Source organism: Acidimicrobiales bacterium, from assembly GCA_041394245.1.
In the GTDB taxonomy this organism is placed as follows: domain Bacteria; phylum Actinomycetota; class Acidimicrobiia; order Acidimicrobiales; family Aldehydirespiratoraceae; genus JAJRXC01.
The window spans coordinates 2,133,559-2,158,755 of the sequence record JAWKIR010000002.1; the positions used below are offsets into that span (position 1 = coordinate 2,133,559).

The 25,197-nt window shown below is 69.6% G+C and carries 20 protein-coding genes; 9 read left to right on the plus strand and 11 right to left on the minus strand.

The annotated features are described in order from the left end of the window. Nucleotides 1–135 precede the first annotated feature (135 nt). Nucleotides 136–2,214, minus strand: a complete 2,079-nt coding sequence (locus R2707_10685) for a prolyl oligopeptidase family serine peptidase (protein ID MEZ5245554.1) — start codon at nt 2,212–2,214, stop codon at nt 136–138. A 46-nt stretch (nt 2,215–2,260) separates the two neighbouring features. Here R2707_10685 and R2707_10690 point away from each other — a divergent pair, with 46 nt between their 5' ends. Continuing rightward, nucleotides 2,261–3,244 carry a Gfo/Idh/MocA family oxidoreductase gene (locus R2707_10690; protein ID MEZ5245555.1) on the plus strand — a complete coding sequence of 328 codons (984 nt, stop codon included), beginning with the start codon at nt 2,261–2,263 and terminating at the stop codon, nt 3,242–3,244. On the opposite strand, the gene R2707_10695 is transcribed toward R2707_10690, so the two are convergent. The 5 genes from R2707_10695 to R2707_10715 form a co-directional block, all read right to left on the minus strand. After that, on the minus strand, nt 3,229–7,293 hold the full coding sequence (locus tag R2707_10695; GenBank protein ID MEZ5245556.1) for an FtsK/SpoIIIE domain-containing protein: 4,065 nt from the start codon (nt 7,291–7,293) through the stop codon (nt 3,229–3,231). The two genes, R2707_10690 and R2707_10695, sit on opposite strands and share 16 nt — an antisense overlap. 20 nt (nt 7,294–7,313) lie before the next feature. Beyond that, nucleotides 7,314–7,568, minus strand: coding sequence for a WXG100 family type VII secretion target (locus R2707_10700; GenBank protein MEZ5245557.1), 255 nt, complete (start codon nt 7,566–7,568; stop codon nt 7,314–7,316). A gap of 159 nt (nt 7,569–7,727) precedes the next feature. After that, a complete protein-coding gene (locus R2707_10705) occupies nt 7,728–8,513 on the minus strand; it encodes an enoyl-CoA hydratase-related protein (GenBank protein ID MEZ5245558.1) in 786 nt (261 codons plus the stop codon). Further along, nucleotides 8,510–9,313: an enoyl-CoA hydratase-related protein gene (locus R2707_10710; protein ID MEZ5245559.1), complete on the minus strand. Its 804-nt coding sequence runs from the start codon at nt 9,311–9,313 to the stop codon at nt 8,510–8,512. Before R2707_10710 ends, R2707_10705 begins: the two co-directional genes overlap by 4 nt. Next, nucleotides 9,310–10,362 (minus strand): LLM class F420-dependent oxidoreductase, encoded by a 1,053-nt coding sequence (locus tag R2707_10715; GenBank protein MEZ5245560.1) that lies wholly within the window; start codon nt 10,360–10,362, stop codon nt 9,310–9,312. The genes R2707_10710 and R2707_10715 overlap by 4 nt, the downstream gene beginning before the upstream one ends. Nucleotides 10,363–10,435: 73 nt before the next feature. Here R2707_10715 and R2707_10720 point away from each other — a divergent pair, with 73 nt between their 5' ends. The 6 genes from R2707_10720 to R2707_10745 are packed head-to-tail and all read left to right on the plus strand — an operon-like array spanning nt 10,436 to nt 15,195. Further along, nucleotides 10,436–11,263 carry a DUF2889 domain-containing protein gene (locus R2707_10720; GenBank protein ID MEZ5245561.1) on the plus strand — a complete coding sequence of 276 codons (828 nt, stop codon included), beginning with the start codon at nt 10,436–10,438 and terminating at the stop codon, nt 11,261–11,263. After that, nucleotides 11,263–12,558, plus strand: a complete 1,296-nt coding sequence (locus R2707_10725) for an MFS transporter (GenBank protein MEZ5245562.1) — start codon at nt 11,263–11,265, stop codon at nt 12,556–12,558. The genes R2707_10720 and R2707_10725 overlap by 1 nt, the downstream gene beginning before the upstream one ends. After that, the gene (locus R2707_10730; protein ID MEZ5245563.1) at nt 12,548–12,709 is read left to right on the plus strand and encodes a hypothetical protein; all 162 of its coding nucleotides are present in this window, start codon (nt 12,548–12,550) and stop codon (nt 12,707–12,709) included. Before R2707_10725 ends, R2707_10730 begins: the two co-directional genes overlap by 11 nt. Then, nucleotides 12,706–13,899, plus strand: coding sequence for a zinc-binding dehydrogenase (locus tag R2707_10735; GenBank protein MEZ5245564.1), 1,194 nt, complete (start codon nt 12,706–12,708; stop codon nt 13,897–13,899). Before R2707_10730 ends, R2707_10735 begins: the two co-directional genes overlap by 4 nt. Before the next feature lie 43 nt (nt 13,900–13,942). Continuing rightward, nucleotides 13,943–14,362 carry a hypothetical protein gene (locus R2707_10740; GenBank protein MEZ5245565.1) on the plus strand — a complete coding sequence of 140 codons (420 nt, stop codon included), beginning with the start codon at nt 13,943–13,945 and terminating at the stop codon, nt 14,360–14,362. Further along, nucleotides 14,359–15,195, plus strand: coding sequence for a phytanoyl-CoA dioxygenase family protein (locus R2707_10745; GenBank protein ID MEZ5245566.1), 837 nt, complete (start codon nt 14,359–14,361; stop codon nt 15,193–15,195). Before R2707_10740 ends, R2707_10745 begins: the two co-directional genes overlap by 4 nt. 69 nt (nt 15,196–15,264) lie before the next feature. On the opposite strand, the gene R2707_10750 is transcribed toward R2707_10745, so the two are convergent. The 5 genes from R2707_10750 to R2707_10770 form a co-directional block, all read right to left on the minus strand. Next, nucleotides 15,265–16,365, minus strand: a complete 1,101-nt coding sequence (locus R2707_10750) for a hypothetical protein (GenBank protein ID MEZ5245567.1) — start codon at nt 16,363–16,365, stop codon at nt 15,265–15,267. Then, entirely contained in the window at nt 16,362–16,883 is a 522-nt protein-coding gene (locus tag R2707_10755; protein MEZ5245568.1) for a sigma-70 family RNA polymerase sigma factor, read from the minus strand. The genes R2707_10750 and R2707_10755 overlap by 4 nt, the downstream gene beginning before the upstream one ends. A 186-nt stretch (nt 16,884–17,069) precedes the next feature. Then, nucleotides 17,070–17,840, minus strand: a complete 771-nt coding sequence (locus R2707_10760) for an SDR family NAD(P)-dependent oxidoreductase (GenBank protein ID MEZ5245569.1) — start codon at nt 17,838–17,840, stop codon at nt 17,070–17,072. Between the two features lie 20 nt (nt 17,841–17,860). Next, entirely contained in the window at nt 17,861–18,058 is a 198-nt protein-coding gene (locus R2707_10765; protein MEZ5245570.1) for a hypothetical protein, read from the minus strand. 529 nt (nt 18,059–18,587) lie between these two features. After that, complete coding sequence (locus R2707_10770) at nt 18,588–19,514, minus strand: nucleoside hydrolase (GenBank protein MEZ5245571.1); 927 nt, start codon at nt 19,512–19,514, stop codon at nt 18,588–18,590. Between the two features lie 62 nt (nt 19,515–19,576). On the opposite strand from R2707_10770, the gene R2707_10775 reads away from it, so the two are divergent. Further along, the gene (locus R2707_10775; GenBank protein ID MEZ5245572.1) at nt 19,577–21,940 is read left to right on the plus strand and encodes an MMPL family transporter; all 2,364 of its coding nucleotides are present in this window, start codon (nt 19,577–19,579) and stop codon (nt 21,938–21,940) included. Nucleotides 21,941–21,951: 11 nt separating this feature from the next. Next, nucleotides 21,952–25,164, plus strand: coding sequence for an isoleucine--tRNA ligase (ileS, locus tag R2707_10780; protein MEZ5245573.1), 3,213 nt, complete (start codon nt 21,952–21,954; stop codon nt 25,162–25,164). Nucleotides 25,165–25,197 lie beyond the last annotated feature (33 nt).

Below are 25,197 nucleotides of genomic sequence, written 5' to 3' on the forward strand. Positions count from 1 at the left end.
CCCGGAGGGCCTCGGAGATCTGTGTGCCACGCAGCCGTGAGGCGACCTCGGGCTGTGGCGAGCTGCCTCATGTTGCGCCACGGCGTCGGCCCGGTCAAGGGTCGAAGTTCCGATGCCGCCCGGGACCACGACCCGTCAGGCCAGCGCGTCCTGGAGGAACGCGAGCTGCAGCATCAGCAGATTCTCCGCCACCTCCTCCTGAGGCGTCATGTGGGTCACCCCCGACAGCGGCAACACGGTGTGGGGCTGGCCGGCCTCGAGCAGGGCGCGCGAAAGCTGCAGCGTGTGGGCCGCCACCACGTTGTCGTCGGCGAGCCCGTGGATCAACAGAAGCGGCGGCAACGTTCCGGGTTCGAGATCGGCCACGGCGGGAGTGAGCGCGCTGCGGAGATAGTTGTCGGGCTCCTGGTCGGGATGCCCGAGATACCGCTCCGTGTAGTGCGTGTCGTAGAGCCGCCAATCGGTCACCGGCGCGCCGGCAACCGCCGCGTGGAAGACATCGGGGCGACGCAGCACCGCGAGCGCGGCCAGGTACCCGCCGAACGACCAGCCCCGGATCGCCACCCGGCCGAGATCGAGTCGGGGTTCGAGGGCCGAGGCCGCCATCAGGGCATCGACCTGATCCTCCAGCACCGGACCGGCGAGATCGCCCCACACCTCCCGCTCGAACGCGGGACCGCGCCCCGGTGTGCCGCGACCGTCGGTGACGAGCACGGCGAACCCTTGATCGGCGAACCACTGTGACGCGTGGAACAGCGAGCGCGACTGCTGGACTCGTTGGGCGTGCGGCCCCCCATAGGGATCGAGGAGCACCGGCAGTCGGGCGTCGTCGGCCACGCCGTTCGGCAGGAGCAGCGCCGCCGCCAGCTCGCGCTCGCCCAGCCGGAGCATCTGCAGGTTGAGCGTCACATCGGGCGTCTCGGAGAGGTCCCCGAGATGGCCGACCTCGACACCGCCGAGCCGCACCGTCGTCCGGGCCCGGTCGAAGGCGAGGCTGCGACCGACCGTGACCGATGCGGGACCGCCGACGAGCATCGAATGCACCCCGTCGTCCGTGGTCAACCATTCGAGGTCGCCGTCCCATCCGACCCGGGCGACATGGACCGAGGTCGGCTCCCGGGACGCGGCGACCACGATGCCGTCGTCGGCGACGTCGATGACCCGACGAACCTGGACGCCGTCTCCGGTCAGCGCGGTACCGTCGACGCACAGCCGGCGGGCGACACCTCGATCCTCGACCGTCACCAGCCGGCCCCCGTTGCGGGCCGGGGTGCCCGGGACCAGCTCGGTCCAGTGCTCGTCGGTGAACCGGTGGTACTCCTCGACCGAGCCCTTCTCGGGATCCACGAACAGGACCGCGGTCGTGCGCTGCGGCCGGTCCTGGACGGTCAGCCAGATGCCGTCGTCGTCCCAGGCCGCATCGGCGAGGTACTCCCAGCCGCCCGACACCCAGTCGACATCGATCCGTCCGCCGTCGAGCGCGACGATCGCGAGGTCGACGCGGGCGTTGGCGGTGCCCGCAGCCGGATAGCGGATCGCGGTCGGTGCCACGGCCGGCGTCACCGGGGCCGCGATCCACCATTGGTCGACCGGCGAGACGTCGACCCGTTCGACCAGCACCCGACGGGAGTCGGGACTCCACCAGAATCCCCGGGTACGACCCATCTCCTCACCGGCCACGAACTCGGCCGAGCCCCAACTCACGGCGTCTCCCGACTCGGCGATCACCGATCGGTCGACCCCGGCGATCACGGCCCGGAGCTCGGGGCCGCAGACGTAGGCGACGCCCGAACCGTCCGGCGAGAGGCGCGGATCGAACACCCCCGACGCGGCCGGGAGGAACGACACATCACCGCTCGCCACGTCGACACGGCCCAGCTGACCCCCGAGGGCGAAGACCGCGACACCGAGGTCGGGGGTCGCGTCGTAGGCGACGATGCCGCCGCCCGACTCGCGGGCTCGTTCGCGGCGCGCTCGTTCCTCGGCCGGCAGGTTCGCCTCGTCGGCGCCGAGCGACCCCGCATCGACCACGAGCCGCTCCTCGCCCGAAGCCGTGTCGAACTCCCACAACGAGTTCACCGGGTCGTCTGGCCCGGCCGAACGGAGAAACAGGACCCGGCCTCCATCGCCCGCGACACGGATGTCGCGCGGCGCACCCAGAGTGAAGCGGCGGGTGACCGCCTGGCGACGAGGAAATGATGATGTGGAACTCACCTGCGTATGGTGGCCGCTGCACGACGCCGATGGAGGGAGACTGCTCATGGAACCGATCGACGGTCCGATCCGGTGGGGCATCGCCGGCACCGGCAGCATCGCGTCGAGCTTCGCCGCCGACTTCGCGAGGCTCGGCGACGGAGAGATCGTGGCGGTGGGTTCCCGGTCAGCGGACTCCGCGGCGCGCTTCGCTGCAGAACGGGGCATCGGGCGCGCCCACGGCAGCTACGACGCACTCGCGGCCGACCCCGACGTCGATGCGATCTACGTCGCCGGGCTGCACCCGGTGCACGCTCCCCAGACCGAACAGTTCCTCGACGCCGGCAAACACGTGCTGGTCGAGAAGCCGATCGCACTCAACGCTGTCGAGGTCGATGCGATGATCGCTGCGGCGGAGCGCAACGACCGTTTCCTCATGGAAGCGATGTGGATGCGGTTCAACCCGGCCCACATCGCGATGATGCAGCGTCTCGACGCGGGCGCCATCGGTGAGGTGCGCCGCATCGCGGCCGACTTCTCGTTCGCGCTGCCCTTCGACGAGACCCACCGGCTGTGGGACCGCAGCAAGGGCGGCGGCGCGCTGCTGGATCTGGGCATCTATCCCGTCACGCTCGCCTGGTGGACACTCGGCCCGCCCGACCGCATCGACTGGACGGGGCATGTCGCCACCACCGGGGTCGACGACGAGGTCGCCCTGCTGTGCTCCTGGGAAGGCGGTGCTTCGGCGAGCGTGACCACCTCGCTGCGCCTGCCGGGGACCATGACGGCCCGTATCGAAGGCACCGAGGGGACGATCGATCTGCCCGCCCCCGCGCACTGTGTCGACCGGTTCGTCGTTCGGCGGGGCGCCGAGGTCGAGGAGATCACGGCCGAGGCCGGCGGGCTGCACCATCAGGTCGCCGAAGTCCACCGCTGCCTCCGGGCCGGAGAACGCGAGAGCCCACGCATGCCGCTGGCCACCAGTCGGGCGATCATCGAGCGGTTCGACCGCATCCGGGCCGGGCTGGGCGTTCGCTACGACGCCGATTGATCATCGGGGAGAACCACCTGGACCTCCTCGATCGATCCGTCGGCGACGATCAGCCCGCGACCCGGCAACGGAGCGACCGCGAGCCGAGGCGGAAGCGGCCGGCCGAGCAGATCCCCGTCGAGCGGATCCGGCCGCAGGAGCAACCCGGCGCGCGAACTCTTGATCTCGGCCGACCAGTGACCGTAGGCGGCGCGGTACCGATCGGGGCGAACCGAAACCACGATGTGGACCCCCGGCGGCGGACAGGCGACGAGTTCGGCGAGTCGACCGTCGGCATCGGCGATGTCGAGCGCATCGTCGACGAGTACGAGCGACGACCCGCGCCCGGCGAGCTCGTCGACGACGCGTTCGGGCGCAGTTGGTGGCAGCCGGCTCCGCCTTGCCAACTCCTCCCCCACGACCAGGACGAGATCGGGCCCCGCTGCCCGGGCGATCGAGACCAATGCCGTCGTGCGACCCGAACGAGCCGGCCCCGTCACGAGGGCATGCTCGCCGGGGTGCAGGCGCAGCGTCGCCGGACGCAGATCGCGGTCTCCGATCGCGATCGTCAGTGCCGCTCCGGTGGGCGAGATCGAGACACTCGGCTCGCCGTCGGACCACGTGATCTCGGCCCCCAACTCACCGACATCGTGTGGGCGCCGTGCCGGCACCGGCCCCCGGGCCCGACCGGCGACCGATGACCCGATCGTGTCGGGCTCGCGGATCACCTGCAGCAGCTTCCCGTCGCTCGCCCGCACGGCCCGACCGGGCGGGAAGTGCTCCGTCGACGACTTCAGACCCAGCCGCAGTCCCTCGGACGGGTCGGTGGTGCGGTGGGCCAGCACCGTGCCGGCGGTGGCGAGGAACGCGGGTGGGAGATCTGCGACCCGCTTCACCGACAAGGCGATCGCGACCCCGACCGCAGGGCCGTCGGCCCAGACGCGGGCGAACTGCTCATGGATCGTCGGTTCCTTCACGACGTCGTGGGCTCGGGCGAGACCGGCGAAGTCGTCGATCACGACCAACAGCATCGGCGACGACCCGTCCGATGTTTCGGCCCGCCGGCGAACCACCTCCTCGTCGAGCCATCGAAGCAACCGTCGCCGACGCACGGTCTCGGCGGGCGTCACCACGGTGCCCGCGGCCGGGAGGTCGGCCAACCCCGTCAAGGCGCCGCTGTCGAGATCGATCACGTGGAGATGTGTGTCGGTGCCGTCGGCCACTGCCGCGAGCGCAGCGGCGGCGAGCGTGGTCGTCGTCCCCGACCGAGGACCTCCGGCGACCACCAGGTGCCCGTCGGAGGGCACCCACCCGCCGAGGCGCTGGCACTGCTCGTCGGGATCATCGACCACGCACCAGTGAGATGAACGCTCGTCGACGCGGCGGCGATCCACCGGCAAGGGCGGCGGCCAGGGAGATCGGGGTCGCCGTCCCCCGCGCCGCTGATGCGCCGTCGTGATCGCGGCGACCAGACGATCGAGGTCGGTGGGTCCCGCTCCAGACGTTGCGGCGGGCAGCTCGATCCCCCGGACCCGCACGCCCACCGAGGCATCGGAGCGTCCGGTGACCTGCGCGGCCTGGAACGGCACGAGCTCACCCGGCCCGAACCGGGCGACGGCCCTTCCCGGACGGGATCGGGGGATCGCGGCTGCGTCGGCCGCATCGATCACGTCGATGGAATCGTTTCGATCCGTGACCCGCAGCGCGATCCGACAACCGGCATTGGCCTTGATGTCGGCGGTCACCACTCCGGCGGGTCGCTGCGTGGCGAGGATCAGGTGGACGCCGAGGCTTCGCCCCCGCTGTGCCACACCGACGAGCGCCTCGACGAAGTCGGGCAGATCGGCGACCAGCGAAGCGAACTCGTCGACGACCACGAGCAGCCGGGGCAACGGCTCGATGTCGTCGATCGACGCGGTCGCGGCCCGAAACGAGTCCATGTCGTCGGCGCCGACGGCACGCAGCCGTCGCTCGCGGTATCGGAGTTCGGCCTCGAGGCATCGCATGGCTCGAGCCGCCAACTCGGCATCGAGATCCGTCACCAGGCCGGCCACGTGCGGCAGGTCGGCACAACAGTCGAATGCGGCGCCGCCCTTGTAGTCGACCAGCACCATCGCCACATGGTCGGGATCGGCGGTGGCCGCGACACCGGCGACCATCGAACGCAGTAGCTCCGACTTCCCCGACCCGGTGGTCCCACCCACGAGCAGGTGCGGGCCGTCGGCGACGAAGTCGAGCACGACGGTTCCGTCGCCGTCGGCACCGATCGGTGCGGCCAGGCGGGCGCTCCCGTCGAGCCGCGTCCATCGCGACTCGATCTCGTCCGGATCGTCTCCCGTGATCCCGAGCAGGGCGAGCAGCGGGGCCTCGGCAGGGACGCCGGCACCGGCGACCGGGAGCTCGGGATCATCGAGACGGGCCAGGCGACGCGCCGCCCGCTCGGCCACCTCCTCACCGACACCCCATCCGAGCCCGGCCCGGCCGTTGTCGGCCCGCCGCGGGTCGACGACGGAGATACGGCCGAGCGCGTCGGTGCGCACGACGGTGTCGCAGCGAGCCGGGAGCCGGTGCTCGTCCCTGACGAGGACGATCGCAGCGGTCGACGGCGATTCCAGGAGCAGCCGGCCCACGGTGCCGCGGCCCTGGAACGGGTCGTCACCGTCGAGTACCGCGAGGACGGCGCGATCTCCGGCCCCCGACAGCACCGCCACCGCCGCCTCGGGTCGATCCGTCGCCACCACCCCGACACCGCGCCGACCGGCCGCGTGGTCGGCGGTGTGGGGCAGCCACGACACCCACCGCCAGCGGGACGGATCGTCGGCCCCGACGACGACGGAGAGGTCGGCCGGACCGTGGTGGACCACCATCTGCAGCAGCAACGAGCGCGCCACTGCGACCGAGGCCTCCCGATCACCGACCAGACCGATGACGTGGCCGGGCGACAGGTCGACCGGCAGGGGAACATCGGGCATCAGCGCGAGCGCGGCCACCCGATCGATGATTTCCGCAGCCACCCCGTCGCCGTCGACCGGGGCGAGCGTCGGAGCGAACGACACGTCGGCGACGCCGACCGCCACGCAGAACGCGTCGGGATGGTCGGCTCGACGCTCCCAGAGCCGAACCGACGCGCCCTCGGCGCGGCGGACGACCTCGGCGGGATCGGGATGGGCACGGCGACGGCGGCGGATCTCCTGCCTGCGGTCCTCGGGCAGTCGGTCGACGAGCGCCGCCACCTCGGCCTCGAACGCCGCCACCGACCGGCGATGCTCGCGAGCCGATCGGCGGCGCCGCTCCCACCATGTGCCGATCGTCAGCACGGGGCCGAGCGCGGCGAAGACCGCCATGAACGGTGAGAAGAGCACGGCGACGATCGCCCCGGCGACGATCGGGAGCACGATGCCCGCCAACGAGAGGGGCTCACGCGGGGGTGGCGCCGGCGCCACGCCCGGGCAGCGGACGACCGGCGCCGCAGCGCCCGGCATCACCCGCGGCGGCCGGTTGAAAGGAATGGTCCCGCCACGGGCGCCGAGGCCTCTGGCGACCGAGACGGGCTGGTCGTCGACGAACGCACCCGTGCGGAACCGGCTGGTGCCGGCGCGGATCACCGCGTCCGGGCAGACGGGGGTCGGGCCGATCAGCCGGTGTCCTTCGAGCGCCGTGCCGTTGCGGGAGCCGAGGTCGACGACGACTCCGGCCCGGATGTCGAGATGACGAGCCGACAACGCCGGGTCGTCGAGACGGAGGCCCGCCCCTTCACCCCGCCCGACGGTGAGCGGGCCGTCGGCCCCCACCACGACCCCGGCCCGGATCCCGCCGACGACGGCGACGATCCGGGCCGGCGGCCTGGTGGTGGTCGGTCCGCCCGTCGTGTCGACGACCGAACCTTCGCAGAGGGCCACCACCGACAGGGGGGAGTCGGCGGTGGCCGGAGCGCCGTCGATGACGGGCTCGATCGTGGGATCGACGCGGGGGTCGAGGGCCACGAGCAGGTCGGCGACGGTCCGGTCCGGATGGTCGGTGTCGATGTCGACCACCCGGCTCCCCGCCGTGGTGCGATGCACGATGCGCACGACCGGCTCGATCGGAAAGGTCAGACGGTGTCGAGTGCGGTGACGCCGGCCTGCAACTCCCGACCGATGAAGGTCGAGTGTTCCCCGAGCGCATCGACCAGGTTCATCAGGTTCGGTCGGAACTCCGTGTCCCACAGCTGGCGGAACCGATCCGCACGATTGCCCTGCCACGTCGTGGCATCGATGGCGCCCTGAATGGCCCGGATCACATCCTGCACCGCCTGGCTCTGGTGACCGAAGGTCGCCCCGAGCTGCTCCATCTGAGACTTGCTCATCACCAACATGTCGCCTGCCATCACGCATCTCCTTCGTTCATCGCACCACAGGGTCGTGAGTGCGTTTCATGATGTTTCACTCTGACGAGGACACTGGCAGACAGAGCGCGGAGATGCAAGAGATTGCGCGAAATAATATGAAAGGCAGCAGATGGGGTCTCACTGACCCCGGAACTCGGTGCTGCGCCGTTCGACGAAGGCGGTACCGGCCTCGAGCACGTCGGCGGTCGTGAAGTTGACGTTCTGGGCGAGGGTCTCCGCTTCCACGGCCTGCGTCAGGGTCTGGTGCGCGGCGTTGTCGAGCAGTCGCTTCGACATCGACAGCGCGAGCGGCGGACCGGCGGCGATCCGGGCGGCGAGATCGGCGGTCGCCGACGGCAACGAGCCGGCCGTGACGACCTCGTTCACGAATCCGATCTCGCGAGCGGCATCGGCGTCGTACTCGGCCGCCGTGAACGCCATCTCCTTGGCCCGGTGGAGTCCGACCCGTTGCGGCAACAGGTACGAGGTCCCGAAGTCGAGCGACAGGCCCCGACGGGCGAAGATGAGCGAGAACCGGGCGCGATAGGTGCAGATCATCAGATCGGCGGCCAGCGCGAATCCGAAGCCGGCACCGACGGCCACACCGTCGACGGCGGCGATGGTCGGCATCGGCAACGCATGGAGTGCGATCACCGCGTCGCCGATCCGCCGCATCGTGTGCAGCGCATGGTCCGTGCCCTCGATCTCGTCGCCGGCCTCGCCGCTGACGTCGGCACCGCTGCAGAAGTGGTCACCACCACCTCGGAAGACCACGACACGCGGGCGCTCCACCCGCATCGTCATTGCGGCGTCGTGGAGGGCGTCGAACATCGCACCGGTGCAGGCGTTCATCCGCTCGGGACGGTTGATCGTGATCGAGCCGACGTCGCCGTCGATCGACACCTCGATGTTGGGATGGCTCATTCGGCAACCGTCCTCTTGATCGCGCCGAGCGGATCGGCTCGGAAGGCCTCGACCGATGCCTGATGCCCGGCGAGGGCCTGGAACTCCTGCCCGGCCCGCATCGCGGCCCGACCACCCTGTACGTCGAACTGACGGTGCACCATGCGTTTCAGGATCTGCGAGAGGTCGGTCGCCACGCCGGCGATCCGCTCGGCGACGGCGAGCACGTCGGCCTCGAGTGACGCCGCCGGATACGCCCGATTGGCCCAGCCGATCCGAGCGGCCTCGGCGCCATCGATGGCGTCACCGGTGAGCATCGTCTCCATCGCGTGACGCAGACCCATCAGTGGCTCGTGGTACTGCCAGTCGGGCGGCGAGGCCACCCGCACGACGGGATAGGAGATCCTGGCGTCGTCGGCGACATAGACGAGATCGCACGCCGACGCGAGCTCGGTCGCGCCGGCCATCGCGTAGCCGTGCACCTGGGCGATCACCGGCTTGGCGAGGTCCCAGATCGAGAACCACCCGTCGGTCGCCTGGCGCGCCCACTGACCATCGCCGGGGGCCGACGGATACGGCGGGTCTGCCATCAGATCGCTTCCGAGGTCGTAGCCCGACGAGAAGCACACCCCCGCGCCGCGCACGATCGAAACGCGCACGTCGTCGTCGTGGTCGTGGTCGTGGAGGATCTCGAAGAGCCGGGCGCGCAACGGCGTCGAGATGGCGTTGCGCTTGTCCGGTCGGTTGAGGGTGACGTAGCGCACGAACGGCGCGGCCTCCTCGACGGTGACGAGTTCGTCGTCGGCGGATTCGGTGCTCACGTGTGCACTCCCGTGTCTCTTGTGCCGGCCATCTCGGCCGCGATCTCGAGTCCTTCGTCGGTGTCGGTCCGCACGGTGAGGCCGGTCACCCCCGCCGGGATCACCTCGTGCCAGCGCGAGCGCACCCGATCGACCGAGCCGAACAGGGCGCCCGCGTCGATGTAGTCGTCGGGCACCGCGGCGATCGCCTCGTCCTTGCGTCCGGCCAGCCAGAGCTCCTGGATCCGCTCCGCCGCCTCGGGAAATCCGCGGCGGGCCATCGCATCCTTGTGGAAGTTCTTCGACTCGCTGCCCATCCCGCCCACGTACATGCCGGTCAGTGGCTTCTTGGCGTCGATCGCGGCCTTCACGTCGTCGGTGATCTCGATCGTGATGCCACCCATGATGTCGAAGTCGTCGGGTCGGCCACCTCGACGGGCCCACCCCTTCTCGAGGTTCGGGCCGTGGATCTCCCAGCCGTCGGACCCGTAGCCCATCGGCAGCCAGCCGTCGCAGATCTCGGCCGCGAGCGCGGTGTTGAGCGGGGCGCCGGCGGCGATCCAGATCTCGATGTCGCCGGCCGGATGCAGGATCGACTTCAGCGCCTTGCCCTGGCCGATCGAACCAGGACCGTCGTAGGGCAGCGAGATCTCCCGACCGTCGTGGGCGACGGGTTCCTCACGGGCGATGATCTTGCGCATGATGGTGACGTAGTCACGCAGCCGGTTGACCGGCGACCCCCACGGCTGGCCGTACCAGCCCTCCACGATCTGCGGGCCGGACACGCCGAGACCGATGATGACCCTGCCCCCTCCGGCCAGGGCGTCGATCGTCATCGCCTGCATCGCGGTGGCGGCCGGGGTCCGGGCCGCGAGTTGCACCACGCCGGTGGCGAGCTTGATCCGGCTCGTGTGCGCGGCGAGGTAGGCGAGCGGCGTCATGGCATCGCAGCCGTAGGCCTCGGCGGTCCACACCGAGTGGTAGCCGAGCGATTCCACGAGCTTCACCCGCTCGATCGGCACCTCGAGGGTGGCGGCGCGGTAGAGGTCGAGTCCGAGTCCGAGCTTCATGCCCGGACCCTATTGCCTCGCTCGGGGCCGGGCGATCTCGGTGCCGCGACGGCCGAGCGATAGCGTCGGCCTGATGGATTCGCCGCCTGCACCCCGCCGTGCGTCCCGTGACGTGTTCGACCGTCTCGACGTCGTCCCGCGGGCGTCCGAGCGCCCCTGGGGCGAGGGCACCTACCGGCGGCGCATCCTCGTCCGCCTCGACGGCGACCGGGCCTGGGGCGAACTCGAGGACGACTTCCACCACTTCCGCGTCGAACTCCGCCACGACGGTTCGACCGTGACCGAGGTCGCCGGATCGGGCATCCGGTCGCCGTGGAGGACCTGTCTCGACGCCGGCATGCCGTTGCAGACCCTCGTCGGCACCGCCCTCACGACCGGACCGCTGGCGCTGAGCCACCTCGACGCCCGCCAGAACTGCACCCACATGTTCGACCTCGCCGGGCTGATCGTCACCCATGCCGCCCGCAGGGTCGATGGCGACCGCCTCTACGACATCGCCGTCGACGATCCCGCCGACGGCACCGGGCCCCGCAATGCCCGCCTGTGGCGAGACGGCGATGTGGTCCTCGACTGGCGGCTCCAGGATCGCACCGTGCTCTCCCCCGCCGAATGGATCGATGTACCGCTCTGGCAGCGGTTCATCCCGTGGGCCGGCGAGCACCTCGACGACGAGGTGGGCGAGGCAGCGGTCGCCCTGCGCCGGGCCTGCGACATCGCCCACGGGCGTCAAGGCGATCTCGACCTCTTCGCCAAGGCGGCCGACCTGCCCCACGGCATGAACGGCATCTGCCACTCGATGCAGCCCTCGACCGCGCCCGTTGCGCTGCGCAACGTCGGTTCGGGCCGCGACTTCACCGATCACGAAGAGATCCTCCTGGCCGACTTCGATCGGCGGAGCTGATGAGCGCACGCCTGATGGCCGATGGCCGGCGACCGACCATCGTCGCGCTCATGTCGGTGATCGCGATCGCCTCCTACAACAACCTCTCGGCCGCCGCTGCCCTCCCCGACATCGGCGACGACCTGGGCGACATCGGCCTCCTCCCGTTCGTCATCACCATCGAGTTGTTGACCTCGGCGGTCGCCGTGCTCGCCGCCGGACCCATCGTCGACAGCCTCGGTGCCCGACGGGTGTTCCGGGTGGCCTCGACCGGTTTCATCGTCACGTCGCTCACCGTGGCGGCGGCACCGACGATGCCGTTGCTGCTCGTGGCCCGCGGCGTCCAGGGTGTGTTCGCCGGTGCGATCATGACCGTCGCCGTCGCCAGCATCGGTCTCGCCATCCCACAGAACCTGCGGCCGAAGGCCTTCGCCCTCACCTCGGCCGTCTGGGGCGTGATGGGCGTCGCCGGACCGGCGATCGCCGCGTTGTTCGTGGCGACGGTCGGATGGCGTGCGATCTTCCTGGTCAACGTCCCGGTCACCGTCCTCGCCGTGGTCATCGGCTGGGACCGCATCCCTGACCGTCCGGAGGGCGCCGCCCACCAGGCCGTCGACCGGGTCGGACTCGGCTTCGTCGCGGTCATCACCACATCGGCGCTGGCCCTGGCCACCTACTCACCGCTCGTCATCGGTGTGGCGACCGCGATCCTCGCGGTCTCGGTCCCTCTCTACGTCCGGTGGTCCCGCCGCACCCCCGATCCCGTCGTCCGGCTGCACCATCTCCTCGAGGACCGCTACCGCACGGTGCACCTCACCTCGATGGCGGTCCTCGCCGGCGGTGTCGGCGCCAACTCGTTCCTTCCGCTCTATCTGCGAACCGCACGGGGGCAGAGTGCAGGGCTCGCCGCGTTCGGGGTGCTGTTCCTCACCGTCGGTTGGTCCACCAGCGCCTACGTCTCCAGCCGCTTGCAGGAACGCTGGAGCGGTGAATGGGTCAGCCTGCTCGGTTCGGCCAATCGCCAGCCCCGGTGTCGTGTTCGCCGCCGCCTGCATCCACCTCGAGGCGCCGGTCGCCGTCGTCTACGCCGCCTTCTTCTGGGTGGGATCGGGCGTCGGGATGGTCACCTCCACCGGCGCCGCGCTCCTGCAATCGCGCACGATCTCCTCCGAGATGGGTCGACTCAACGCCGCCCACCAGTTCCTGCGAACCCTCGCGATCACCTTCGGCATCGCCGCCGTCGGCGCGATCACCCTGGCCGTCGTCGACGCGAGAACCGGCAATGTCGAAGCCGTCCGCGACCTGTTGTCGGGTGACGATCTGATCGTTCCGGCCGACCTGCTCGAGTCGATCGGCGACGGCTACACGATCGCGATCGCGGCGATGGCCGTCGTGGTCACGGCCTCCGTCCCCGCCGCGGTTCGCCTCGTGCGCACCCGGGGCGAGGCACTAGCCTCCGCAGCGTGAAAGCCCTCCGGTTCAGCCGCAAGGAAGCCCGCTACGCCGCCGCCATGGTCGCGTCGCGCCTCCGGCCCGGCGCCGGCGCCGCCGTCGGACCGCTCGATCTCGTCGACGACGACCCACCCGACCTTCCGGCCGAGGGCTGGCACCGGGTGTGGCCCCGCCTCACCGGTATCTGCGGCAGCGATCTCTCGACGATCGACGGCCACAGCTCGCGCTACTTCGAAGACTTCGTGTCGTTCCCGTTCGTCCCCGGCCACGAGATCGTCGGCGACATGGAAGGCGGCCGCCGCGTCGTCATCGAACCCGTCCTCGGCCACGCCGCCCGCGGTTTCGCACTCCCCTTCCCCGGCGCGTCGCCCGGCGACGGCAACGACTACCGGCATCTCACCCGCGGGCACCTCGAGCCCGGAATCCAGACCGGCTTCTGCGAGAGCACCGGTGGTGGATGGTCCACCGAGTTCGTCGCCCACGACAGCCAGATCCACGACGTGCCCGACTGGATGAGCGACGAGCTCGCCGTCACCATCGAACCCGTGGCCGGGGGTGTCCACGCCGCCCTCCGGGCCCAGGTGGCCGACGGCGACACCGTGGCCGTGATCGGCGCGGGGCCGATGGGCCTCGTGACTGTCGCCGCCCTGCGACACCTCACCGACCCGGGCTCGATCATGATCGGCGCCAAGTATCCGGTGCAGCGCGAGCTCGCCACCGAGTTCGGTGCCGACGTGGTGACTGCGCCGGGGGAGTTCGGTCGCGCAGTGCGCAGGGCCACCGGAACGTTCATGATCGGCAGCCGTCTCTCGGGCGGCGCCGACGTGGTGATCGACGCCGTCGGTTCGCCCGAATCGATCGAACAGGCCATCGGTCTGTGCCGGCCGCGGGGCCGGGTCGTCCTGCTGGGCATGCCGGGCCGTGTCGACATCGACCTCACGGCGCTCTGGCACCGCGAGACCGAACTGGTCGGCACCTACACGTACGGAACCGAGACGACGAAGGACGGTCGGGTTGCGTCGAGCTTCGAGCTCGCGATGGAACTGGCCGGCAAGGTCGCGTTCGACAAGATGGTCTCGGCCACGTATCCACTCGACCGCTACCGCGACGCCCTCGATCACGCGGCCAATGCCGGCAGCCGAGGCGGCGTGAAGATCGCCTTCGACCTGCGCGGCGAGAAGAACCGCGGACTCCCCGCCGAATAGTCCCAGGGTCGTGACTGCGGCCCCGACCCGACAGAATGGTCCCATGCCCGAATCCGATACCGCGCCCAAGCTCGACGACGAGACCTCAGCGGCGCTGACGCTGTTCAACGAATACGTCGAAGCCGACCGCGAACGCACCAACCGCGAGAAGCGCATCAAGAAGGCGGAGCGGGCGAAGGACGAGGCCGCGGCGGTCGTGAAGAAGCTCAACGAGCGCGGATCGGCAACCGAGAAGGCCGAGGCCGAGGCGGCATACCGCGATGCGGCCGACCGCTGGAAGAAGCTGCGCGACGGCGAAGAGCCCGACGAGCCGGCACCGGCCGCCGAGGCCGCCCCGGTCGACGATGAGGCCGCCCCGGTCGACGAGGCCGCACCGGCACCCACCGATGAGTCAGCCGCACCCGCCGACGATGACGAAGAGGAGGAGCCGCCCGTCGAGGCGGCCTCCGACGAAGAGGAGTGAGTCCGACGTCGGCCGTCAGTGAGGCGGACCGACGTGCGTTTCGCGAGCACGGTGTCGTCGCACTCCGCGGTGTCCTCCCGCTCGGCGTGGTCCGGTCGCTCGATGCCCCCGTCGCCCGCGCCGTCACCGGCGACGACGCCACCGCCGATCTCTCGGCCCTCGGCGACGCGCTGCGCGACGCTCCCCCGTCCGATGGTGCCCGGGGTCGGTTCCGTTCAGGCGTCGACCACTGGCTGGTCGACGACGACATGCGCGCCTTTGCGACCACATCACCGCTGCCGGCGATCGTGGCCTCATTGCTCGAGACGACCGATCTGTACCTGTACGAGGATTCCATCCTCGTGAAGGAGCCGGGCAGCCGCGAACCCACGGTGTTCCACCAGGACCACCCGTACTTCTCGGTCGACGGCGACGCGGTCTGCACCACATGGATTCCGCTCGACTCCGTGTCGCGCGAAACCGGCGCCATGGGCTACGTCCGCGGCAGCCACCTCGACGACACCGAGTGGCGGCCGAACCTCTTCGTCACCCGCGACCCGATACCCGGAACCAGCGGAACCGATGTGCCCGACTTCCACGCCGACCCGGACGGCGCCGACATCGTGTGGATCGAAGCCGAGCCAGGCGACGTGATCGTGCACCACGCCCGCACGATCCACGGTGCCGGACCCAACCAGTCGACGACGACCCCGCGCCGCGCCGTCTCCGTTCGCTATTGCGGTGCCGGGGTCACCTACACGCGGCGCGCACTGACCCCGAAGCCCCACCACGAGTCGCTCGCCGACGGCGACCCCGTGGGTCCGCCGGCGTTCCCCCTTGTCTGGCCGGCGTAGGACCGGAGGCGGCACCGACGTGCACCCGCGCGCGGGCGGTGTGCTCGGAACCGATCGATCAGATCCCGGTCACTCCGGTGAGGCGTCCGTGACCGTGTAGCTGAGACCACCGTCGTCGTTGGGCCATGCCTCGACGATCCAGAGGCTTCCCTCACCTTCGAAGTCGATCTTGGCGACCTCGGCCGGCGCTCCCTCGTTGTAGTCCCAGAAGCCGTAGCCGGCTGCGGGATTCGCTTCCTTGACGTAGACGAGTCCGTCGCTCCAGAGCTTGAACTTGACGACGCCCACACCGGGCACCTCGACCAGCTGATACACCGGCTCGAAGGGCGGCGGCTCGTCCCAGAAGTGCTGCTCGACCTCACCGGCGTCGTTGATCAACGCCTTGCCGTACCAAACCCATTCGCCGTTGGTGAACCTGACGAAGACCTTCCAGCCCTCACCCTGCACGACCTCGTAGTCGAAGCCGCCGGCGGGCGTGACATCGCCCACCCAGAGCTTCTCGCCTTCGCGTTCGACGATGAAGGAGCCCTTGCCCTCGACCGTGACGGTGAAACGGTCGGTGATGACGGTGGGGGGTGCCGCCGTGGTCGTGGTGGTGGTCGTCGTCGGGAAGACGAGATCCTCGATCCGCACGTCGATCTCGTCGCGAACGCCGTCGCTGATGGTCACGACCTTCAACGAATCGCCCTTCTTGACGATCAGCACGATGCCGTCGTCGGTGAGATCGATCGTCACGATCTCCCATCCTTCGACGAGGTCGGCATGGAGGAGGTCGAGACCGTCATCGGTCTCGGAGATCTCGGCCGAGCCGAGAGGACCGAGACTGAGTACCTTCGTTTGTGCCTCCGTCGTCTCGGCGATCACCGGGTGCTCGTCGCCATCGGAACCGCCGTCGGCGCCGGCGGCTTCATCGTGACCGGGATCGACGAGGTCGCTGGCGCTGCCGATGTCGGGCAGGTCGACGTCGGGAGTGGAGTCGCCGCCGTCGGGCGCACCGTCGGCGGTCTGGAGCGCAGGCGCCTCCGCACCATCGGCAGCCATCGCGGCAGCGCCGAACCCGAGCAACGGGACCACCGCGAGGCCGGCGAACAGGCGGCGGACATGACCGACGCGGGCCGTGTGCATCCGGGGCCGGAGGCCCTCGAGGATCTGATCGGTGTGGGGGTTCATCGCACTACTTCCTGACGGCAGGGGGCCATCTCGTGTCGGCCGAGCTGGTCGGCCATGCGTGGCTTGAGAGAAGAACGGGCTCGGCTCAGGTGGAAGCGGAACGCGCCGGGCGAGATGCCCATGCGGTCGGCCGCCTCGTCGGTGCTGAAACCTGCCCCGTAGAAGAGGTCGACGGCTTTGCGCTGCTGGGCCGGCAGCAGATCGAGGGCCTCGTCGAGTCCCTCGATCGAGTCGCTGCCGTGTGCCGGAACCGAGACCGGTTCCGCCGCGAGCTTCGGCAGCGAGTTCTCCCGGACCGTCCGGTGACGATGCTGATCGCGCACGATGTTGACCGCCACGCGACGCACCCACGCGGCCGGTTCCTTGTAGTGACCGACCCGCCACCATCGGGCATAAGCGCGGACGTACGCCTCCTGGGCGGCGTCGTGGGCGTCGTCACGGCGGGTGCCGTCGAGTTCCAGCCCCCGGACCGTCAGGTCGTAGGACGATCGGAAGAAGTCGTCGAAATCTCGGGCCATGCCCTGCCTATCTGCTGATGTTGCCGTCGCACATCGCCGCCGCCTCCCACGCCTCTCACGTGCGAGACCGAGGAAATGTTTGGCCACGCGAAGAAAAAACTCCGCGGTGCGTGTTCATCGGCAGATCAGCCCTGCGCACTGAGCTCCCGCCACATCGGTGTCTGACACCGATGTGGCGGGGAGAGGTCAGTGGGGGTGCATGCCCCCGTCGACGACCAGGACCTGGCCGGTCATGTAGCTCGATGCCCGGCCGGCGAGGAAGAGCGCGGGGCCAACCATCTCGTCGGCGTGCGCCGGACGACCGAGCAGGGTGCCCGCGCCCATCGCCGCAGGAGCGCCCTCGCCGAGGTTGCGGGTCATGTCGGTGTCGACCGGCCCGGGCGCGAGGGCGTTGACCCGGATGCCCTTTCCGGCCAGCTCCCCGGCGAACGAACGCGTCACGGACAGCAGCCCGGCCTTCATCGCCGCATACATCGCGACGCCGCGGGCGAACTGGAAGGCGCCGACACTGATGACATTGACCACGGCGGCATGGTCGGCCTTCTCGAGGTGGGGCACCGCGGCCTGGATCAGGAGCGCCGGACCGCGCAGGTTGACCTCGAAAGACTTCTGCCAGGTCGCATCGCTTTGTTGACCGACCGGCGCAGCCAGCGCGTTGGCCGCGTTGTTGATGACGATGTCGAGCCCGCCGAAGCGATCGATCGCTGCGGCGACCAGCTGATCGGCGGCATCGGCGTCGCCCATGTTCGTCGGGACACCCAGCGCGGCTGCCCCCATCGACTCGAGATGGGCCTGCGTGTCGGCGCAGGCGTCGGCCTTGCGGCTGGCGACTACCACGTTGGCCCCGGCCGCGGCCAGACCTTCGGCCACGGACCGGCCGATACCGCGGGTTCCTCCGGTGACGATGGCCGTCCGGCCGGAGAAGTCGAGCAGGCTGTGCAGTTGCGTGGCGTCCATGCCGCGACGCTAGCGGCCGGTCACGTCGCCGATGATGCCAGCCGCACCGCGTGCTCGTAGAGCCGAATGTCGTACTCGTTGTCGGCCGTGATCCGGGCCAGCAACTCCGGCGAGACGGCATCGGCGCCGTCGCCGACATTGGCGTGTGGCGCCGGTGGGAGATCGAGCCCGGTCAGGGCGGCAACCCGGTCCACCATGCCCGGGAGATCCTCGGTCACCCCGACACAGTCGTAGCGCTCCAGAACCGCGACGGCGTCGTCGAGCTCCGCCGGACCGATATCGAACGGTCGGGAGATGGCGGTTTCCCAGAACTGCGAGAGCGCCAGCCGAAGACCATCGCGCCCGTCGGCGTCGAGGCTGTTGCCATCGAGCGCAGCCGCGGCGGCCTCGTTGCGAGCCCGGGTGTCGGCGAAGAGTTGCGTCTGGTAGTTCGAGAGCCGGCTCCGCCACCCGTCATCTGCGTAGATGGCGGCGAGGTCGTCGGGTGCGTCCTGCGCGAAACGGAGCAGGAAGGGTGGTGGACGCTGACGAGCCCGAATCGTCGTACCTCCGCCGCATCGAGCCCGAGCCGGAGATGACTGAAGGTCTTCGCCGCGACCTGACCCGGCCCGGGGTCCTCGGCCGGATAGGTCGCCGCCTCGCCGATGCGGGCCCGAAGCACGCGGTGAAGCGACGTGCCGCCCGTCTTCATGACGTGGGTGTAGAAGAGCTGCCGCGACGACATCCGACGAGTGTGGCAGAGATGGGTCAGTCCTGGAGGAGCTCGAACAGCATCCCGAAGAAGTGCTCGGTCGGATAGTGGGTCACCAGATCGAGGTTGGGGACACCGTCGGTGATGCCGATCTGGTCGACGTCGAGCACCCCGCGTTGCGGACCGTCACCCACCATCACATCGACCCACAGCCGGGTCATCTCGGCGGGAGCGGGATCGATGGCGTGCGCCATGGCGATCGGGTCGGGAAGATCGTCGCCTTCCAGCCCGTAGGCCATCGCGTAGCGCCGCACCACCTGTGCGATGTCGACGGCGAAGTCCGAGTACTTGGTTCCCACGGCCCGCATCCGCGCATGGCGGTCGGCGTCGACCACCGCCGACGAGATCGAGATGTCCCACCCGACGAGCTCGAGCGGCAGGCCGGACCGCACCACGATCTGCGCTGCCTCGGGGTCGGCCCAGAAATTGTATTCCGCCATCGCCGAGACGTTGCCGGGGCCGTGGACCCCGGTGCCGCCCATGACGACGACCCGATCGACGGCGTCGACGATCTCGGGCGCCCGCAACACGGCGAGGGCGACATTCGTCAGCGGTCCGAGGGTGACGAGGGTGATCTCGCCGGGGGCGCCGAGGATGGTGTCGACGATGACATCGGCACCGCGTCCCTCCGCCGGAATGCGGCCGTGGAGCGGGAGACCGCAGTCGCCCATTCCGTCGGCCCCGTGCACATAGTCCGCCGTCTCGAGCGTGCGCATCATGGGGCGAGCAGCGCCCGGGTGGACGGGCACGTCGGCCCCGCACAGCTCGACGGTGTAGAGCGCGTTCTGGACCGCCTGATCGAGGCCGACGTTGCCGCACACCACGGTCAGGGCCTCGACCTGGATCTCGGGATGACGCAGCGCCATGAGGATGGCGACGGCATCGTCGGAGGCGGTGTCGGTGTCGATCAGGAAGCGGCGCATCGACGGATCCTAGGGCCGCGCGCCCACGGCGACCCGACCACGTTGCGTGATAGACCGGCGACGTGTTCTCACGACTGGGCAGATCGGCGGTGCGGCATCGCGGCGCCGCGCTGGGGCTCAGCGTCGCAGTCGTCGTCGCGTCGGTCGTCTTCGGCGTCGGCGTGCTCGACCGACTCGCAGGATCGGGCTTCGACGACCCCGACTCCGACTCGGTCGCCGCCCGCGCCGAACTCGACCGGCTGTTCGACACCGGCTTCACCGATGCCGCGTTCCTGTTGACCGTTCGGGACGCGGCCGGCGCCGACAGTCCCGCCGTCGACAGTCCCGAAGCGACCGCGGCCGGGCTCGCGTTCACCGAGGAGATCGCGTCGATGGAAGGCACCGACGATGTCGTGTCCTACTGGTCGGCGGGCTCCCCGCCGTCGCTGCGATCCCGCGACGGCACCCGCGCCCTGCTCCTCGTCCGCTTCCCCGGCGACGCCAACGACCCCGTTCGCGAAGAGCTGTCGATCCGGCTCACGGAGGACTTCGTGCTCGCCGCGCGCGGCCCGCTCGACGTGCAGATCGGCGGTCGTGATCCCGTCTTCGAACGCATCGGCATGGCCGCCGAGTCCGATCTCGCGACCGCGGAGCTCATCGCCATACCGATCACACTCCTCCTGCTCCTCGTCGTGTTCCGATCGCTCGTCGCCGCGCTCGTCCCTGCTCTCGTCGGCGTGGCGACCATCATCGGGGCCCTGCTGGTCCTCTACCTGGTCACGCTGTTCACCGATGTCTCGATCTTCGCGATCAATCTCGTGGCGACCCTCGGGCTCGGCCTGGCGATCGACTACTCGTTGCTGATCGTCACCCGGTACCGGGAGGAACGGGCGAGCGGCCTCGATGTCGACGCCGCCGTCGTGCGCACCGTCGAGACCGCCGGGCGAACCGTCGCGTTCAGCGGCCTGACGGTGGCGGTCTCGTTGTCGGCTCTGCTGGTGTTCCCCATCTACTTCCTTCGCTCGTTCGCCTACGCCGGGATCGGGGTGATCGGTTTCGCCCTGCTCCTCTCGGTGGTCGCCCTCCCCGCCGCGCTCAGCCTTCTCGGCGACCGCATCGAAGCCGGCGCCGTTCGCAGGCGAAGGATCCGCCGTCACGGCATCAGCGTGTGGCGGGAGCAGGCCGACCGGGTCGTCGATCACCCCTGGCGCTATCTGGTCCTCGGCGCCGTTGGTCTCGCCGCGATGGCGGTCCCGTTCCTGGGTGTCGAGTGGGGCGAGTCCGACCATCGTTCGCTCGCGCCGGATGATCCCGTCCGGGCGACGACGGAGCTGATGACCGAGGCGTTCGACTCGTCCGAGGCGAATGCGTTCCCCATCGTCGCGCGCGGGGGCGTCGACCGCGCGTCGATCACCGGCTACGCACTGGAGATCTCGCAACTGCCGGGGGTGGGCCGGGTCGACACCGCGCACGGTGCCTTCGTCGACGGCGCCTCGATCGACCCGGGCGACGAGGCGGCGACCGCTCGGTTTCTTCGCGACGACGCGACCTGGTTCAACGTCGTGCCCGACGTCGAACCGATCAGCGCCGAGGCGGAGTCGTTGATCCGCACGATCCGTGCCGCGGACGCGCCGTTCGACGACGTGCTCGTCGGTGGAGGCACCGCGGCGTTCATCGACACCAAGGACTCCATCCTCGACAATCTTCCGCTCGCCGGCGCACTGCTCTTCGGCGCGACCTTCGTGCTCCTCTTCCTCATGTTCGGGAGCATCCTCGTCCCGCTCAAGGCGATCGTCCTCAACCTGCTGAGCCTCGGCGCCACCTTCGGCGTCATGATCCTCGTCTTCCAGGAGGGCATGTTCGAGTCCGTCCTCGGCTTCACGGCGACCGGGTTCACCGACATCAGTACCCCGGTGCTCGTCTTCGGCATCGCGTTCGGGTTGAGCATGGACTACGAGGTCTTCCTGCTGTCGCGCATCAAGGAGGAGTACGACCGCAGCGGCCACAACGAGGACGCCATCGTCGACGGGATCGACCGGACGGGGCCCCTCGTCTCCGCAGCGGCCCTGCTGTTGACGGTGACGTTCCTCGCCACCGCGACCTCGAGCCTGAGCTTCCTCAAGCTGTTCGGGCTCGGACTCGCGGTCGCCGTCGTGGTCGACGCGTTCATCGTCCGCATCACGATCGTTCCCGCGCTGATGGCGATCGCCGGCCGGTGGAACTGGTGGGCGCCCGCCCCACTGCGGCGCTTCCACGACCGATGGGGCCTGCCCGACACCGATCCCGATCCGGTCATCGACCTCACCGACGTGATCGACCTGCGGGACCCGGCCCCGTCGACCCCGCCGCCAGGAGCCTTCGCCGCAGGCGATACTCGGGAACCGGTGGCGCCGGGACGTTTCGCCGCAGGCGAAACTCCAAGCGATGCGCAGCATCGCCGCCGGTAGCCTGATCAGCCATGACTGCTACCGAGAATGACGGCGCGTCCGCGCCCTATCCGCACGTCGAGAGTCCGGATCTTCCGGCCATCGAAGCGCGCATTCTCGAGCGGTGGGAGACCGCCGCCACCTTCGAGCAGTCGGTCGAGCAGCGCTCCGAGGACAACGAATACGTCTTCTACGACGGTCCGCCGTTCGCCAACGGCCTGCCCCACCACGGCCATCTGCTCACCGGCTACGTGAAGGATGTCGTCCCCCGCTACCAGACGATGAAGGGCAAGCGGGTCGAGCGTCGCTTCGGCTGGGACTGCCACGGCCTGCCCGCCGAGATGGAGGCCGAGAAGGAACTCCCGGTCTCGGGCCGGGCGTCGATCATCGACTACGGCATCGAGCGGTTCAACGAGTACTGCCGCACCTCGGTGCTCAAGTACACCCAGGAGTGGGAGACCACCGTCACCCGCCAGGCCCGCTGGGTCGACTTCGAGAACGACTACAAGACCATGGACCTCCCCTACATGGAGTCGGTGATGTGGGCGTTCAAGCAGCTGTGGGACAAGGGGTTGATCTATCAGGCCAACCGTGTGCTGCCCTACAGCTGGGGGGCGGAGACACCGCTGTCCAATCACGAGATCCGCCTCGACGACGCGACCCGCCCGCGCCAGGACCCGGCTGTCACCGTCGCGTTCACGCTCGACGATGCCGACGGCATCCCCGGCGAGGGACCCGCCGCGATCCTGGCCTGGACCACCACCCCGTGGACGCTGCCGTCCAACCTGGCGCTCGCGGTCGGCCCCGACCTCGACTATGCGGTGATGCTCGACGCCAACGGCACCCGCTACCTCATCGGCGAGGCCGTGCTCGGCAAATACGACAAGCAGATGGAGCATGCCGAACAGATCGGTACCGTCAAGGGCTCCGACCTCGTCGGTCGCACCTACGTGCCGCTGTTCCCTTATTTCGCCGACATGGCCGAGGTCGATCCGACGAAGCCCCATCACGGCACCAATCGTGCGTTCGTGGTGCTGGCCGGCGACTTCATCGACACCGACGAGGGCACCGGCGTCGTCCACATGGCGCCCGGGTTCGGTGAGGACGACCAGCGCTTGTGCGGCGAGGCGGGCATCGGCATGGTCGTGCCCGTCGACGACTCCGGTCGCTACACCGACGACGTGGTGGAGTGGGCCGGCGAGAACGTGCTCGAGGCCAACCCGTCGATCATCAAGCATCTGCGCGACACGGGTCAGCTGATCCGCCACGACAGCTACACGCACAACTACCCGCACTGCTGGCGCACCGACACGCCGATCATCTACAAGGCGATGCCGAGCTGGTACGTGAAGGTGACCGACATCCGCGACCGGATGCTCGAGACCAACCAGGAGATCAACTGGGTCCCGGGCCACATCAAGGACGGCCGCTTCGGCATGTGGCTCGAGGGCGCCCGCGACTGGTCGATCAGCCGCAACCGCTTCTGGGGTTCACCGATCCCCGTCTGGGTGAGCGACAACCCCGAGTACCCCCGCACCGACGTCTACGGGTCGCTCGACGAGCTCGAGGCCGACTTCGGCGTCCGGCCCGACAACCTGCACCGCCCGTTCATCGACGAGCTCACCCGTCCCAACCCCGACGATCCCACCGGCCAGTCGACGATGCGGCGTGTGCCCGAGGTGCTCGACTGCTGGTTCGAGTCGGGCTCGATGCCCTTCGCCCAGGTGCACTACCCGTTCGAGAACAAGGACTGGTTCGACGAGCACTTCCCGGCCGACTTCATCGTCGAATACATCAACCAGTCGCGCGGCTGGTTCTACACGATGCACGTCCTGTCGACGGCAATCTTCGACCGGCCCGGATTCAAGAACGCGATCTGTCACGGGATCCTGCTGGCCGACGACGGCGCCAAGCTCTCGAAGAAGCTCCGCAACTACACCGAGCCGTCCGAGATCTTCGAGAAGCAGGGCGCCGATGCGCTGCGGTGGTACTTCATGTCCACCAACATCGTGCGGGGCGGCGACACCCGCATCTCCGATCAGGCGATCGACGACGTCGTCCGCCAAGTGATCCTCCCGATCTGGAACGCCTATTCGTTCTTCACCCTCTACGCGAACGTCGAGGGCTACCGGGCGAGCTTCCGGACCGACTCGACCGAGCTGCTGGATCGCTACGTGCTCGCGAAGACGCGCGACCTCGTGGAGCAGGTCGAAGCGCGCATGGACGCCTACGACCTGCCCGGGGCGGCGATGGAGATCCAGTCCTTCATCGATGCGCTGAACAACTGGTACATCCGCCGGTCGCGCGACCGCTTCTGGGGCACGGCGTCCGGCCGGGCCGACCGGGCCGGTCTCGACACGCTCTACACGGTGCTGGTGACGCTCGTGCAGGTCGCCGCGCCGCTGCTGCCGATGATCACCGAGGAGATCTGGATCGGCCTCACCGGCGGCGACGCCGGCCAGCCCGACTCGGTGCACCTGACCGACTGGCCCTCGGTCGACGCCTACCCGTCCGATCCGGCGCTCGTCTCGGCCATGGACCGTCTGCGCGATGTCGCGTCGACCGGGTTGCGGCTCCGCGAAGACCAGGGTCTACGGGTTCGCCTGCCGCTGGCGTCGGTCACCATCGCGGGTCGCGACGCACCGACCCTGGAGCCGTTCGCCGATCTCCTCGCCGACGAGCTCAACGTGAAGGCCGTCCACGTCACCGAGGAGATCGGGTCGTTGGCGACCTTCGTCCTGCGACCCGATGGCAAGGCGCTCGGGCCCCGTCTCGGCAAGGACGTGCAGACCGTGTTCGCCGCGGCCAAGAACGGCGAGTGGGAATCGAACGACGACGGCTCGGTGACCGTCGCCGGGCACACACTCGCCGAGGGCGAGTACGAGCTCGCGCTCGAGTCGCCCGACGACGTGGTGGCCGCCGCGCTGCGGTCCAACGACGCCGTGGTCACCCTCGACACCGATGTCACCCCAGCGCTCGCAGCCGAGGGTCTGGCCCGCGACATCGTCCGGGAGATCCAGAACGCCCGCAAGGCCGAGGACCTGGTGGTCACCGACCGGATCGACGTGTGGATCGAGGTCGCCTCGACCGATGCGCTCGCCGCGCTCGACACCCATCGGGCCTACATCGCCGAGCAGGTGCTCGCCGAGTCGATCACCGCCGGCGCCGGCGACGACCACCTCCACATCCACGAAGCCAAGGTCGACAACGAACCCCTCCGCTTCACCCTCGCCGTCACCAAGTAGGTATCTCGGGGTCAGACACCCATACCTTCTCGA

What these genes read in the sequence shown, in the direction of transcription:
- R2707_10750 (MEZ5245567.1), bottom strand. Translation starts at nt 16,365, where the DNA reads ATGAACCCCCACACCGATCAGATCCTCGAGGGCCTCCGGCCCCGGATG.
- R2707_10715 (MEZ5245560.1), bottom strand. Translation starts at nt 10,362, where the DNA reads ATGAAGCTCGGACTCGGACTCGACCTCTACCGCGCCGCCACCCTCGAG.
- R2707_10770 (MEZ5245571.1), bottom strand. Translation starts at nt 19,514, where the DNA reads ATGCGCCGCTTCCTGATCGACACCGACACCGCCTCCGACGATGCCGTC.
- R2707_10760 (MEZ5245569.1), bottom strand. Translation starts at nt 17,840, where the DNA reads ATGGACGCCACGCAACTGCACAGCCTGCTCGACTTCTCCGGCCGGACG.
- R2707_10720 (MEZ5245561.1), top strand. Translation starts at nt 10,436, where the DNA reads ATGGATTCGCCGCCTGCACCCCGCCGTGCGTCCCGTGACGTGTTCGAC.
- R2707_10755 (MEZ5245568.1), bottom strand. Translation starts at nt 16,883, where the DNA reads ATGGCCCGAGATTTCGACGACTTCTTCCGATCGTCCTACGACCTGACG.
- R2707_10690 (MEZ5245555.1), top strand. Translation starts at nt 2,261, where the DNA reads ATGGAACCGATCGACGGTCCGATCCGGTGGGGCATCGCCGGCACCGGC.
- R2707_10725 (MEZ5245562.1), top strand. Translation starts at nt 11,263, where the DNA reads ATGAGCGCACGCCTGATGGCCGATGGCCGGCGACCGACCATCGTCGCG.
- R2707_10700 (MEZ5245557.1), bottom strand. Translation starts at nt 7,568, where the DNA reads ATGAGCAAGTCTCAGATGGAGCAGCTCGGGGCGACCTTCGGTCACCAG.
- R2707_10705 (MEZ5245558.1), bottom strand. Translation starts at nt 8,513, where the DNA reads ATGAGCCATCCCAACATCGAGGTGTCGATCGACGGCGACGTCGGCTCG.
- ileS (MEZ5245573.1), top strand. Translation starts at nt 21,952, where the DNA reads ATGACTGCTACCGAGAATGACGGCGCGTCCGCGCCCTATCCGCACGTC.
- R2707_10740 (MEZ5245565.1), top strand. Translation starts at nt 13,943, where the DNA reads ATGCCCGAATCCGATACCGCGCCCAAGCTCGACGACGAGACCTCAGCG.